The organism is Streptomyces phaeochromogenes (assembly GCF_001418655.1).
GTDB classification, from domain to species: Bacteria; Actinomycetota; Actinomycetes; order Streptomycetales; family Streptomycetaceae; genus Streptomyces; species Streptomyces phaeochromogenes.
The window spans coordinates 17,747-32,759 of sequence record NZ_LIQZ01000212.1 but is presented as its reverse complement, the minus strand read 5'-3'; the positions used below and the strand labels follow the sequence as shown (position 1 = coordinate 32,759).

5 protein-coding genes are annotated in these 15,013 nt (G+C 66.5%); 3 read left to right on the top strand and 2 right to left on the bottom strand.

The window, feature by feature from the left end; translation table 11 throughout:
* Positions 1-637 precede the first annotated feature (637 nt).
* The 3 genes from AOK17_RS27175 (at position 638) to AOK17_RS27165 (ending at position 9,331) form a co-directional block, all read left to right on the top strand.
* On the top strand, positions 638-2,500 hold the full coding sequence (locus tag AOK17_RS27175; RefSeq protein ID WP_055615186.1) for a DUF262 domain-containing protein: 1,863 nt from the start codon (positions 638-640) through the stop codon (positions 2,498-2,500).
* Positions 2,501-2,784: 284 nt separating this feature from the next.
* On the top strand, positions 2,785-3,783 hold the full coding sequence (locus AOK17_RS27170; protein WP_055615185.1) for a hypothetical protein: 999 nt from the start codon (positions 2,785-2,787) through the stop codon (positions 3,781-3,783).
* Positions 3,784-4,279: 496 nt separating this feature from the next.
* The gene (locus tag AOK17_RS27165; RefSeq protein WP_055615184.1) at positions 4,280-9,331 is read left to right on the top strand and encodes a DUF3320 domain-containing protein; all 5,052 of its coding nucleotides are present in this window, start codon (positions 4,280-4,282) and stop codon (positions 9,329-9,331) included.
* Between the two features lie 263 nt (positions 9,332-9,594).
* On the opposite strand, the gene AOK17_RS27160 is transcribed toward AOK17_RS27165, so the two are convergent.
* Together AOK17_RS27160 and AOK17_RS27155 are read right to left on the bottom strand one after the other, a co-directional pair.
* Positions 9,595-11,019: a hypothetical protein gene (locus tag AOK17_RS27160; protein WP_245697389.1), complete on the bottom strand. Its 1,425-nt coding sequence runs from the start codon at positions 11,017-11,019 to the stop codon at positions 9,595-9,597.
* Between the two features lie 112 nt (positions 11,020-11,131).
* A complete protein-coding gene (locus AOK17_RS27155; protein WP_055615182.1) occupies positions 11,132-15,007 on the bottom strand; it encodes a caspase, EACC1-associated type in 3,876 nt (1,291 codons plus the stop codon).
* Positions 15,008-15,013 lie beyond the last annotated feature (6 nt).

Below are 15,013 nucleotides of genomic sequence, written 5' to 3'. Positions count from 1 at the left end.
GCCCACCGGGCCCGGTGGGCAGGGGCTGCACGGGGCAACTGGACCGCATGGCCGCGCAGGTGGGGTAGGGGTCCTGGAGGAAGCGGGGGTCTTGGCTCAGGTCGGTCATGCTTTCAGGCTGCAGCCCGCTCCGGCTGGTCGTCATCCGCGACACGCCCAACACAGGGCCCGCAGGCGTCGGTTGGTCGGTTGCCAGGAGGAGCAAGAGCCGCTTCGTGTCCGCGCGGAGGTCCTTGTGGAAGACGGCCTTAGCCGGCGGCAGGACGACCTCGTCGGCGAACCGGCCGGTCTTCGAGGCGGGCGGCGCTGCCTTCACAACCACCGCCTCGACCGGTGGCTCCTTGCTTCGTTCCAGCGCCGAATGTGGCCTGGACCATCTCCCGCACCCGGACCGGTACCGCCGAAGGGCGAGGACCAACCAGTCCAGATTCACGCGGAGATGATTCCCGTCATCCGAGGAGTGGGGCGCATCAACATCACGACGCTCGCCCGCCGGTACCTTCCGCGCATGGACGTTGCCCTCGTCCCCTGCACCGCACAGGACTTCATCAACGCCGGAGCAGCGTAAGTCTTCACGCCGATCGTCCCTGCGCCGATACGCTGCGACGACCATGCAGGTGAGGGGACCGGAGGGGCGATGCAGGCCGGCGACGTCAAGTTGGGGAAGGTTTTCGCGAACGACCATCAGAGTGTGATCCCGATTTTCCAGAGACCCTATGTCTGGGACCAGGAGGACAACTGGGAACCCCTCTGGAAGGACGTGCGGACGGCTGCGGAGGAGGTGGAAGCGGAGGCAGGGGCGCAGAGCAGTGCCGGGAATTCGAAGCCGCGCACGTATTTTCTGGGTGCCGTGGTCGTGCAAGAGCGGTACAGGCCGCCCCGGCGCCTTGGTTCGTCCCACATCATCGACGGCCAGCAGCGCATGACCACACTGCAGGTGCTCTTCGCTGCGGCTCGGGCCGTCGCCCACGGCTTTGCCGCCGACAGCGTGGTCGGGCGTTTCACGAGTCTGCTGGAGAATCGGGCGGAGACGGTTCACGAGGCCTTCCCGGACGACCGCTACAAGGTCTGGCCGCTGCCTCAGGACCGTGCGGCTTTCCTCTGGGCTGTGCGCCGGAGCGATGACGAAGGTGTGGCTCCCCGCCCGGATCACCGGCTGGTACGTGCCCGCATGTGGTTCGAGCAGGAGATCGGCGATTGGGCCAAGGCTGCGTCCAACCCCGCCCAGCGCCTCGATGACCTCTACTACACGCTTCAGGAGCGCATGCAGCTCGTCGAGATCGTCCTGGACGCGGGCGACGACCCGCAGGTCATCTTCGAAGCGCTGAATCACCGTGGAGTGCGCCTCGACGCTGCGGACCTTGTCAAGAACCTCCTTTTCCAGACAGTCGAGTCCCAGGGGCAGCACCACCACTCGGAAGAGCTGCTGATGAACGCCTGGCTGCCTCTTGACGCCGAGCCTTGGCGCGGTCAGGTCACGACCGGACGTATCAGACGCGCTCTGATCGACCTGCTTCTGGCTTATTGGCTGACCATTCAAAAGCGTCAAGACGTTCTGGTGGAACACCTCTTCGCCGACTTCAAGAAGTGGCTTCCGGAGAGCGGTCAGCACGCTTCGGACGTGATCCGGAACATCAGGCATTACGCCGACACGTACCAGCGACTTAGGGAGCTGCCGCTGACCGATCCCACCGGCCGGTTGCTCGATCGCATGCAGACCATGACGGCGACGCCCTGGCCGGTGCTGCTCTATCTACACGCGACGGAGGAGGTGCCAAACGACCAACGAGCGGTGGCGGCCCGCGCCATCGACTCATTTCTCATGCGGCGAGCCGTGTGCCTGATGACGACAAAAGACTATAATCGCCTCTTTGTTCAAGTGCTGGCCGACGCTCAGGAGAGCGACCCCGCCCGGGCTGGGTTCGCCGTCGCGCGAAGCCTGTGGAATCAGACGGCGGAGGCCCGGTTGTGGCCTGACGACCAGATTTTCCTTGAAGCCCTGATCACGCCTGATCTTTACCGTCGGTCCTACCGGGCCCGGTTGAAGGCACTGTTGGTCGGGCTTGAGAACCACCTGCGGACGCCGAAGACCGAGCTTGCGCCGATACTTTCCAGCTCGGATTCCCGGCTGAACATCGAGCACATCCTCCCGCAGAAGTGGGAGACCCACTGGCCACTGGCCGACGGTGACAGCGAGAAGGCCCTGGAGAAGCGGCACGGGGCAGTTCATCAGCTCGGCAATCTCACGCTTACCACCACGAAACTCAATCCGTCGTTGAGCAACCGGGAATGGCTCCGTAAGAAGGACGAACTGCGCGCCCACAGTCTTCTGCGGTTGACGACATCCTCCGTCCTGTCCGTTCCGGAGGGGCTTGATCAGAAGTGGACCACTGATCGTTGGGTCGAGTCCTGGGACGAGGACCGGATTCAGCTGCGCACTCTGTGGCTTTCCGGTATCGCCCTCCGGGCGTGGCCGAAACCCAAGGCCGATGTCGACTGACTCGGGCAGCTGGGCATGTCGGGTGCCAGAGGGGTAGAGGGCAGAGGGGCAGAGCATGATCGTCCCCTGAGCGGAACAGAACTGGTGGTACACCGGACAAGCAGGTTGTGGCGTGCGACGCATACGCCCTAAGGTGAAATCAGGCAAGGAGTTCGGGACAGTACCTGGGCCACCGCCGGTCTCTTTGAGGCACGGAGCGTCGGAACGCACCCTCGCCACCACCTCTCTCCACATTCTTCCGTGACCACCAGGCTGTCTCAACTTGGTGGTCGAAAGGCGTTCTCATGACCGTTTATTCTCAGCACGCGAACCGCGGGAAGACGCAGATCCTGGCGACCTACCAGGGGCCGGGCGGGGTCGAATCGTCGACTGTGACGAGCCTTGCCACATCCGCCCTTGCGGCACCGATCGTTGACGCGCTCAATCGGATCTCCGCCCTCACCACCGTCCCGGTGAGCGTTCATGATCGTCGTGACCGCGGGGTGGCGTATTATCCGACGAAGCACCTTGCAGCGCTGACCGACCTGGCTTCGCGTGCCGATCTTCTGAACGGTGCGCACAGCCTGTGGTACGAGTACACCTGTCTGGAACTCCACCAGGCGCTCGCCGATTTGGACGACGTTCTGACGGCGGTGCCCGAGCCCATCCGCATCGCGATCAACGCGGAACTGGAAACGGAAGCACGGCAGTTGTCCGAGGCGCTCGCCGAGTACTCAGAGGGGACTTTCGTGCCCGAGACGGAGGGCCGGCGTTCCTGGGACTTCGGCCAGCCGTTCGTGACGTATGACGGCGGAGTGGACATGCTGAGCGGTGAGGCACGTGATCAGCTGGATCGTCTCGAAGAAGGGATCACTCCCGGGGAGCGCGAGAAGGCCATCGCGAACCTACGGGTGCTGGCCACCGCCTGCTGTCGGTTCCCCGACATGCTGGGGGGGCTGGAAGATGCCAACCTTGCGATCTTCGCGGAACCGTACGATTCAGACGGCTACTACCTGTCTGTTCATGCGCCGAAGCCCGGTGATGACGGCGCTGACGCTTGGGACGTCGAGATCGGCCGCTGGGTACCCGATGACCCCAACGAGGACTACGAGGATTGCGATAGCGCAACAGGCAGTGCGGTAGTTCGCTGCGTGCTCCCCACATCGCCGGGCGCTGATGAGATTGCCGATCTGCTGAACCGGATCGAAGGTGAGCCGAACCTGCTGGCTAAGTGGGCTGAGACGCGTGTCGGAGGGGTGCTGGAGGGGACGCGGTTCGTCGTCACCGAGTGCTACGACGACTGAGCTTCGGCCCTCATAATCAGGCGGCCGACGACCCTGATGCGGCGCGGTCGGCCTGGTTCTCGATCTGTTTCTCGTCCCCAACAGAGTGTGCGGTCCGCCGCCCAAGGCGAGTGGGTCGCTGCCTCGGAAGTCGGCTCCGGAGTCCTGGCCAGGCACGCCATATGCGTGAGCGATACGTGAGCGGACAGTTGAACACCCACTGGATCAAGCGGCACGCCATCGAACTCTGCAAGTCTCTGACCAGGGAAAAACGGACCGAGTGTGATCACTGATCGCCATCCGTCACGATCTTGCAGGCCTTGCAATGGTCTCGGGTTCGAATCCCAAGGGTGGCTCCCGTAAAGGCCAGGTCACGTAGTCCGTGACCTGGCCTTTTGGCTGCTGCGGGCAGCATGCGTCGAGAGATGAGGACACTGCGGGGACGGGCTTGAGCGAGCGGTCGACGAAAAGGGCTGATACAGGTGTGTCGGGCTATCAGTACTGAGATACTTCGTGTATGCCCAGTTCGCGATGGACCGGAGCCCCGGCGAGTGACAGCAGTGGTCCGGCCGGTGGTGGCGATCCTGCTCTTAACCGGTTGAAGGCTGTGCTGGGTGATTGGCGCAACTCCTTGCTCGACCTCGGCGGACGCAACCGTCTGCTGAATTTCCGCCATACGAGGACCGCGACCCTGGAGATTACGGCTCCTGGAGTCTCTGCGGTGTTGGCGGGGCTCGCTCGTGGTTGGACTTTTGCTTCCGTGGAGGACGCCAAGCACGTCGAAGGCGGCGTGGATGGCGAGGCCACAGAGGGCGCGGCTCCGAGCAGCGGAGTGTTCTACGAGTACGACGCCACCTCCGCGGTTGGCGGCGCCGGTCGTGCCGCTGCCTTGGTGACGCAGAAGAACACGCAGGCGGGGCTGGATGCGTCGCTCTACCAACTGCGCCAAAAGTCCGGCCAGATGTACAACGACTACGGCCTGTGGGTGCTCTGGCTGGGCGTCGGCATGGTGGATTGGCGGGAGGAGGGCGCAGAGGAGACGAGTTCCGCTCCACTGCTGCTCGTACCCGTGGAGCTTCGTCGCGACGGCCGGCGCCAGACGCGTCTGCATCTCGCGGAGGGCCAGGACCGGATCCACAATCCCGCGCTGGCGGTCAAGCTGGAACGGCTGGGTGTCGACTGGAGTTCGGTCGCCGACTGCGATGTCGCCGATCCTGCCGCGGTCCTTGCCGCCGCCAGGCAGGTTGTGCGTGCACAGGACGGCTGGTCGGTGGACGAGCGCCTCGTGCTCGGCCTCTTCGCCTCACACAAAGAGGCCATGTACCAGGACCTCCAACAGAACGAGGAGCGCATCCTCACTCATCCGCTGATCCGGGCCGTCGGCCTCGGACCCGATGCGGGACTGCCCGACGATCTGATCGGCTTCGAACCGCCCGAGCTCGACCGCATCGACGAAATCCAGCTGCCCGAACGGACTCCGCTCGTGCTGGACGCGGACTCCTCGCAACGGCAGTGCATCGCGGCCGCGCTGGACGGCCGTTCCTTCGTGATGAGCGGGCCGCCGGGTACGGGCAAGAGCCAGACGATCACCAACATGATCGCTGCGCTCATGCACGCCGGCCGTTCCGTTCTCTTCGTCAGTGAGAAGGCCGCAGCACTCGACGTGGTCCGCAACAGGCTGCGAGGCGTCGGCCTCGGGGACTTCGTGATGGCACTGCACAGCGGTGACACCAGCAAGAAGGCCGTGGCGACAGAGCTCGAACGGGTATTGACCACCAAGGTGCCGATCACCGGCGCAGCCGAGCACGAACTCGACCGTGCCCGCCGGCTGCGCGAGGAACTCTCCGCCTACGCAGCGGCGATGAACCAGATCCGCGAACCGCTCGACCGGTGTCTTCACGATGTCCTGGGCTGCTTGGTCCTCCTAGAGCGGGCAGACACGCCACAACTCACCCTCGGCGCCAGAAGCACCGGCACGGTCCGGCAGCTTGGCGCCGGGGAGCTTCAGGCGCTGCTGGAAGCGGCTGGCACCGTCAGCCGTTCCTGGCGCCCGGCAGCGGAAGGCGACGCGTTCGTCTGGCGCGGGCTGAATGGAGCCTCAGCTCCAACCGCGGTTCTCACTGAGGCTGCTGTCGCACTGGGAGATCTACGCACAGCAGCCGAACGCCGCCCATTCGCCTCCACGACTCCCGAACCGCATACCGTGCACGATGTACGGCAGACCGTACGGCTTCTCGAAGCGGGGCTGCCCGACCGGCACGTGACCACGGTCAGTGGCGGCGTGTCGGAAGACCTCTCCGGGAGCCTCGCTCAACTGGCCGACCTGTTCGGGCTGCCCAAGCCGGAAGCCTCGCAGGCCGCATTCGATCTACTGGAACTTGCCGATCTGGCCTCCGCGGCGACGCGACCGCCTGCACGATGGTTCGACGAGGAAGGGCTGCGCGAGGCGCACAAGGTGGCTGGGGAGATGCGGGACGCGCTCGCTGCCCGCGCGGAGGCTCGTGCAGTAGCGGAGGACGTCTTCGGTGAACAGGTACTGCGGGCCCAAGAGTTGCCGGCCCTGGTCGAGAGGTTCACTCGACAGCACCGAGGTGTTTTCGCGCGTCTATCCGCGCAGTACAAGGCTGACCGCGAGGCAGCAACCGGGCTCACGCGCGACGATGTCTGGGACAAGTCGCTGCCCCAGCGCCTGAACGACGCCTTGGCCTGGCAGAACACTGCGGCCGAGGTCGCCCGACTGGCGATACACCACGAGGACGCACTAGGCGGCTATGTTCCCCGCAACGGGGACGAACTGCCCGCCCTGGACGCCGCGCTGACTGTGGCGGATCGCATCGCTGAACTCACCCGCGGGACCACTCACCGAGACCTCCTCACGGCCCGACTGGCCGATGGCACTGAGCCCGATCCGCTGCCGGGGCTGTTGGCCCGCGGCATTCGCGGCGCGTTGGTCGGATGGTGCGTGGAGGCATGGCGTCGCGCTGAGCGCTGGGCCGAGTCCTCGACCGCACTGCACGACCTCTTCGACGAGTCCCGCCAGGTTCAGTTGGCTTTCGCCCTGTTCGGTACTTTCGATCAGGCCCAGCAGGCCGTCGACGAACTCCGGGCTGACCCGCGTGGCCCGGAGGAATGGCATGCGTACCGCTCCGGACTGGACGTTCTGGCCCGACACGGAGTCGAGGAGATCGTTTCGCGCGCTGTCGAACGCGGCATCCTGCCCGAGCAGTTGCCTGCGGTCGTGGAGCAGGCGGTGCTGAAGTGCTGGGCCGACGACCTCTTGGCCACGGATACCAGGCTCGCCACCAGCCGTTCCGCGGACCTGGACGTCCGGGTGGCGGACTTCCAGAAGGCCGACCGGCGGCTGGTCGCTGCAGCCAGTGGAGCCGTGGTCGAGGCGTGCAACGAGCGCCGACCGCGTCGGCTCAGCGGCGGGCCGGCCGCAGTGATCAAGCGCCAGGCGGAACTGAAGCGACGCCATATGCCGGTGCGGGAATTACTCGGCCAAACCCGTGACGTCGTCCGGCTCATCAAGCCGTGCTTCATGATGAGCCCGCTCACGGTGAGTCAGTTCCTGCCCGCTGACTACCACTTCGACGTGGTCATCTTCGACGAGGCGTCACAGGTTCGCCCCGCCGACGCGGTCAACTGCGTCTACCGGGCAGACTCGCTGATCGTGGCCGGCGACGAGAAGCAGCTGCCACCCACCTCCTTCTTCGACGCGGCGGTCGAGGAAGACTCCGACGAGTACGACGAAGACGTACCCGACACCTTCGAGTCGCTGTTGCATGCCTGCAAGGCGGGTGCCCTCAGAGAGCTGTCCCTGCGCTGGCACTACCGCAGCCGTCACGAGGACCTGATCACGTTCAGCAACAAGTCCTTCTACGGCAACTCCATGGTGACCTTCCCGGGAGCCCTGGACCACGGCAACGACATCGGCGTCGAGTTCTTCCCGACACAGGGCGTGTACGACCGGGGCGGCCGACGAGACAACCGCACGGAGGCGGAGTTCGTCGCCCGGCGGGTCATCCATCACTTCGACACACGCCCCAGCCGCACCCTGGGTGTCGTCGCCCTCTCGCAGGCCCAGGCGGCGGCCATCGACCAAGCTGTCCAGCAGGCCAGGCTGCTCCGCCCCGACCTGGACAACTGCTTCACCGAGGATCGACTCGACGGGTTCTTCGTCAAGAACCTCGAATCCGTCCAAGGCGACGAGCGCGACGTCATGATCATGTCGATCGGGTATGGCCCCGACGAGCACGGCAAGTTCGGCACGAACTTCGGGCCAATCAACAAGGGGGGCGGCTGGCGGCGCCTCAACGTCGCTGTCACCCGAGCCCGCTTCCGCATGGAGGTCGTCGCGTCCTTCCGGAGCAGCGGCCTGGCCGACAGCGCGAACGAGAGCGTCCAGCACCTCAAGCGGTATCTCGAGTACGCCGAGAACGGCCACGCCGTCCTCGCGCAGGACGTGACACAGGCCGACGCCGAGCCGGACAGCCCATTCGAGGAGTCGGTCCTGGAGGTGCTACGCGACTGGGGCTATCGGGTGCAGCCGCAGGTCGGCGTCGCCGGATACCGCATCGACATCGGCGTGCGCCATCCGCAGTTCCCCGGCACCTACGCGCTCGGCATCGAGTGCGACGGTGCGATGTACCACTCGTCCAGGACGGCTCGGGACCGCGACCGACTGCGGGAAGAAGTGCTTGCCGGTTTGGGCTGGCGGCTGCACCGCATCTGGGGCACCGACTGGTATCGGGGCAGGGCCGCAGCCGAGCTGAGACTGCGCGAGGCAGTCGAGCTGGCGGTCGAACGGGGACCGATGTCGGGGGCCGCCTCGACGGTTTCAAGGACGGGCCCGACGGCGGCTGCTGCGCGCGACAACGTGGGGGACACCTCGGCCGGGGAGGCTGCCCCGCTCGCTGGCATTTCGGCCGTGCCCGATACTTCGGAACCGGGGAACCATACGTATCCGACAGACGCCGCAGACCATGAGCGCGTCCCGGTCGACACCGAGCCCGACCGCCCATGGAGCTCCCTGTACGAGGCATGCGAGATGACGGTGCCCTCACCGTACGAACTGCACATGCCGGAGGCCCGCCCCGCGCTCCGCACGCTGCTGAACAGAATCATCGGCATCGAGGGCCCCATCCACGAGGAGCTGTTGGTACAGCGAGCCAGGGAGGCGTGGGGTGTGGCCCGGGCGGGCAACAGGATCCGCGACAACGTACGGGAAGTGGTGCGCGGTCTCGTCCTCTCGGGGCAGGTCACCGTCGACGGCTCCTTCTTGGATGTTGCAGGCCGGGAAGAGCTGGATGCTCGTGTTCCAGGGGAAGGCGACACCCCGCGCAAGGCCGCGCACATTGCTCCGGTTGAACGGCAGTTGGCGCTCTACGAACTCGCTGCGGAGTGCCCGGGCACGTCCCGCGACGAACTTGTCCGGCACACAGGCGAGTTCTTCGGGTGGCGCCGCATGGGCCGAGATATCCGCAGCTTCCTGGACTCCGACATCGACGAACTGCTCCGCAGAGGCAGACTGAGAGAGACCAACGAGCAGATCACAGCGGTTGGGTGACGGAGACCGACGCAGCCTGGAAGGGCCACTACTTCATGGCCGGGACGGCTGCTGGAGGATCTCAGCATGCGTAGCCTTCGGACTTGCAAGGGCTCCGCGATCCCAGGCCAGACGCCGATGGAACTGGAATTGTCGGGACATAGTGCGTCACCGGGCCAGGGTGCCGTGGGATGGCTCGGGTAAGCGGAAGGCCCCCAGACCCGGATCGGTTTCTCCTCCGTGCTTGAGCCACCGGCCTCCCAGCAGATTGTTGAGCATGCAGACTATTCGTCTTGGAACGGCGGGATCTGACGCATGGCCAGCACGGTGCCGTCGCGGCTGATCGAGACCACTCCGCCCCAGGTGCGATCCCAGAACGTCCCGTGCCGTTTGCTCCTCCATACATGTACGCGCTGCCGGTAGGCCGCGACGTCGGCGTGCCGCTTGGGCTTTTCCCTGGTGACGAGGGAATCGAGGATGTCGGCTGCGACGCCGGAGAATGCCTGTACTCGGTTGCCGTTGAGCCGAAAGACGTGATCCGTTCCTTCGAATTTCTCGCCCAGCAGGGTATAGCCCAGGTCCTGGACGCTGCCGGAGGCGGCGTGGGCGAAGCCCTGGAAGAAGTCGCTGCCCTGGCGGGTGGTGAGGAGCGCGGCGGTGGATTCGCCGTCCCCGGCGAAGGCCGTCAAGCCGGCCGCTCCGACGCGGGCCAGGACACGCTGGAACCACTGGTAGTCCTTGGGGTCCTTAGGGCCGACTTGGCATCCGGGCTCGGAGGAGTCGGGGTCCCTGCCTTGTCCTGGTTTGAGGATGCCGATGTCCGGGTTCTTGCCGCCTAGGTCCAGGCCGATGTTGGCGGCGGGGGTACCGTCGGGGATGTGCAGCCAGCCGCCGGGGCCGTCGGCGTGCAGGGCGTGGACAGTGAGTGGGTCGGTCAGGGCGATCTCCGTGCTGAACAGCAAAGCCGGGGTTTCGTTCCAGGCTCCGATGTGTACTCCGTCGGCGTGGGCGGCGGCGGAGGCGAGCTGTTCGTATGCCTTCTGCCGGTCGCTGTGGTTGCCTTTGCAGGCGATGGGGATGACACGCGAGGACTCGCCCGGCTTCCATACCTCGGCGAAGAATTGCGGACGGTAGGGATAGCCGACGGTCTTTGTCTTGGCCTTGTCGCGACTGGTCAGCGTCCAGCCGGCCCGTAGGGCGGTGTCGGCACGGACGAACGAGATGCTGTGGTCCGGATAGCGGCGCGTGAGGATCTGTTCGCTGACGGCGAGCGCGAAGGCGTGTCCCAACTCCTCCGACTGCAGCGCCTTGTAGTACATGGCGATTTGCTTGCCCTCGTCGGACAGGCCGAGCAGGTTGCCCTCATGTGACAGGCCGAGCTGGGTCTCGGTATGGGCACTGAGCGCCTGGCAGTACTTCAGGCTGCCCCAGTGCTCGGCCAGCCCGCGCGAGGCACCGCGCTGGGACAGCGCCAGCCCGCGGCCCAGGTGGTGCAGGACGTCCCAGAACGTCAACGTCACGGACAGGCCGACCTCCGTGCCGGGGAGCGGACGCAGGCCTGGCTTGCGCCGCAGGGGCTCGTAGGTCTCACCCGTCTTGGTCTTGCCCTCCTCCTGCCGCTTCTCGAACGTCTCGCGACGCTCCCGTTCCTTGTCGGCTGCAGCCTCGTCCACCTTGCCCACGAGCTCCCGCGTCGAGTGAACCGACACGGATACCTGCTGCCTGAGACTGTTCAGGACCTCTTCAGTCTTCGGAGTGCTTGCCACGACTGCCCTCCCCACGTCGGATGTCCCGGTCGACCACCGACGGCCGATCGGTCACTCAGTCGAACAGCGGCGCCAGTGCGTTCGGGCCGGCGAGGATGCGCCAGGCGGGAATACGGACAACGCGCTCGACAGGACCGGCCTTCGCACCCCGACCGCCAGAGGGCAACCCGATGAGCAGACCGGCTCGTTCGTGTACCAGACGGAGGTGTCGTGCCGGATCACGGTCTGGCTGGGGGCCGGTGTCGACGACTACCGCGGTGTTGCCTTCGGACGCGGTGAACAGCAGGTCGATCCGCTGTCCGCCGATCAGCGCATCGCGTTCCAGCTCGACAACGCCTCGCGAGGCGAGAACCTGATGCACGGTGTCGGTGAGATCCCTGCGGCGAGGGTCCTGCCGCAGGCGAGGCTCTGGTACGGGAGTTGGCTGCACACCGGTGCTCTGTGTTCGGTCCCACACGAGCGAGCGTGAGGACAGCAGATGCGGGAGCCCTGTCTGCTGCTGCCAGTAAACGTGGTTGCCCATGGTGATCAACTGGGATTTGGCGCGGGTGATCGCGACGTTCCACAGGTTCACTTGGCTCGCCACCCAGTGGGCTGTTCGTGGCGGGGTGTTGGCGGTGGCCACCGGACTGAGGATCATCACATCGCGCTGACCGCCCTGGAAGGCGTGCACCGTTCCCACCCGCACCCGGTCGCTGCCGACCATGCTTTCCAGTGTGTCCTTCTGCGCGCGGAACGGTGTCACCACGCCCACGGTTGCGTTCTCGGGCAGGCGGCGAAGCAGGCCCCTCACGATGTCGGCAACAGCGGCGGCCTCGGACGGGTTGCGCCAGGACTTTCCACCTGGGCCGCGTGCCGACTCGCCGGAAGGCACATTCGCCCAGGCCAGTACAGGGGCGGAGTCCCCGGTGTCCATGAGATCGACCGCGGGTACCTGCCGGCGCACGTTGGTCATGATCTCCAGCGCGCCGGAGTAGCAGTGGCCGTTGACGATGTCGGCGATTTCCGGGTGGCAGCGGTAGTGCTCGTCGAGCAGCAGCGCATCCTCGCCGTTCTGTGCGGCGGCGTGGTAGGAGGAGTGGACGTGGTAGGCGAGTCGTCGGTCTTCCAGCCAGGCCGCGCTCAGCCCCGCTTTGACGCGGGCCTGGCGTTCCTGTTCGGGGGAGATGCCGGGGATGTGCGTCAGCTGCATCGGATCACCGATGATCAGGGCCCGGCGGGCGCGGAACAGCAGGGGCAGCACCGCTGCGATGGAGCACTGGCTGGCCTCGTCGATGACGACCAGGTCGAAGAGCTTGGCGTCCGGCTTCAGCTGGCGCACTGCGTGCGTGGTGATCGCCCAGCCCTTCAGGTGGCGCAGCAGGTTCAGCTGGCTTCGCTGGGTCCCTTTGCGCTGACGCAATGTCTGGAGGCGCTGGTCCAGCAGCGATCGGCCATGGCCGAGTGCTTCCGCCGAGATTGCCTTGCACAGTTCAGCGGACAGTTCGGTCCGTGTGGTGGCGCAGGCTGTTCGAGCCTGGTGCACGGTCTGCTCGTCGTGGGCGAGTTGAGCCGGGGTGAGTTCACGCACCTGGCGTTCCAGGGCGGTCACGTCGACTAGGTCGTTGAGGAGGTCTGAGGCGACGGGCCGTTCCCCGGCCCAGGCAGGCAGTTCTGGGACCGCCTCGGGGCCGCCGGCTGCGATGAACGCCTTCATCGCACGCGTGCGCCGCCAGCGTCCCCACCAGCTTCTGGCCGTTGCCGCCCTGAGAGCCCGCGCTTCCCAGCGGGCAAGCTCCGCAGGGCCGCCGGACCCCCATAATCGTGGCAGGAGCGCCACCGAAAGCCCGACCTTCTCGGCCGACTCCGCACGCTGCCACAGCACCTGGGCCAGCTGCACCTCACCCTCGACCTGCCGTCCGGCCTGGTCACGCAGCACGGCCGTGCGCGAGCGGAGGTTGCGCAGCTCACCCGCCACGGTGGCGGAGCTACGGCTGGGCCGGGGCGGCGGATCCGACAGCAGCCGTTCCAGCTTCTCGGCCTCCTTGACCAGGGCGTCGACGTTGCCGGTACGCATCAGCAGACCAGGGGCGATCTCGTCGCACCGCTGGGCGACGACGTCCACTGCCTCGTTGTTGGTCGACGCCACCAGAACCGACTCGCCGGCCGCGACGCACGTGGCCACCACCGAGGTGACGACCTCGCTCTTTCCCGTTCCGGGCGGACCGGTGGCCACGGTCAGGGGCTGCGTCATCGCCGAGACGACCACCTGCTCCTGGCTCTCGTTGGACGGCCCGGCCGCCACCACGAGCACCGGATCGGTTACTGGCGTGGGGGCGGCAGCGTTCAGCAGAGCATCCAGAGCCGTACCGGGGATCTCGTCCGTACGCGTGGAGATGGCCAGCAGGTTCTCCACCAGCCCGTCGGTGGCGAACCGTTCCACGCTCGAAGGGGCCAAGATCACCGCGGCGTTGTGTGCTCCCGGGCGCAGGGCCTCGTTCACCGACTCGGCACGCAGCGCAGAGGTGTCGAGCGGTTCGAGCTCGGGCAGTCCCAGCACGCCGAGCAACTCCCGTACGGCTCTGATCATCTGGGCGTCGTTGCCGTGCTGCCACGTCGGCTGCCAGCGGGCGAGCAACTGGGCGGCCTCGTCCTCGGAGAGAAGCTCGGTCACCACCTTGGTGTGCAGGGACGGCACCCCGCTGGGACGGAGCACGACTCGCCCGCTCTCGTCCGGCGCCAGCTCCATCTGCTGAATGAGCAGCGGTGCGATGCCCACGTCCGTGCGCCGACCACCCCCGCCACGCGAGGGGAGGGTGACGGCGGGATACCCGTACCAATACTCGTGCTGATCGGCGGCCTGCCCCGATCCGGCCTTCCCCGCGCCGGTGCCTGATGCATGCACGCCGGGCAGCCCCTTGGGCGCCGGCAGCACCGAGCCCAGACCCGACTGAATGCTCTCGGGCCCCTCATCCACGAGGAAGTACTGCGAGTTCCGCCCGCTCCGCCGGTCGGGCAGCATGCTCGCCGCGGCCTGAGCGCTCAGGCACTGCGCGTAGTAACGCAAGAGCCGCTGCCAGTCGTTGGCGTTCTCACTGTCAGCCGCGGCCCGCGCGCGAGCCTTCAGTAGAGCATCCGACGGCCCAGGCGGCTGATCGGGCATGGCGGGGAGATTAACCGGGCGCGCCACGGACCGGGCGAAGTACAGGGTGTGGGTGGCGCGGATGGTGGACTTGGTGGGGCGCTGCTCCTGCGGCACCCCCTTGCGCACCATCTGCGCGGTGAGGTACTCGAAGAGGTCCTCCGGTGAGATCCACCCGCTGTCCTTGATCCGCCCGTTGCGCAGCCCTTCGATGATTTCGCCGGTGAAGCGGGAGGTGCCGAGCGTCGATCCGTCGGGCGCCATGGCGGAGGCGGCCTGCAGCGCGTCCGAGGCGGTGATGAAGTAGACGCCGGTGGGACGCAGCAGCGTGCTGCGTTCGGCCTCGTCGGATGCTGAATCGTCTCTGCCCTTGGCACGCCAGCCCTGGACGACCGAGCCGCTGGCGCAGCAGTCGAGCAGCACGATCTTGGTCGCGGCGCGGCAGGACTGCAGGGACCGTTCCAGGAACTCCGCGGACACCGCGGTGCGGGGAAGATCGGTCGGGTCGCTGTCGCGGGTGAGGAAGTACAGCTGGTTGTCGGCTTCGCAGAACTCCCCGTGCCCGCTGAAGTACAGCAGCGCGCTCTCGCTCTGCTGCCGCTGCTCCAGGAACGACTCGATGGCGTGCAGCATCTCGGCACGCGTCGGTTCAGGCACCATCTCGCAGTCGTTGTACTGGCCGATCTCCGTGTTCTGCAGGACTGCCTGCATGTAGTGCAGATCGGCACGGACCGCCGGAAGGTCGTGGTAGTCGGCGCTGTCGTACGTGGAGACGCCGATCAGCAGGGCGTATCGGTCGTTGTTACGCACCGTCGG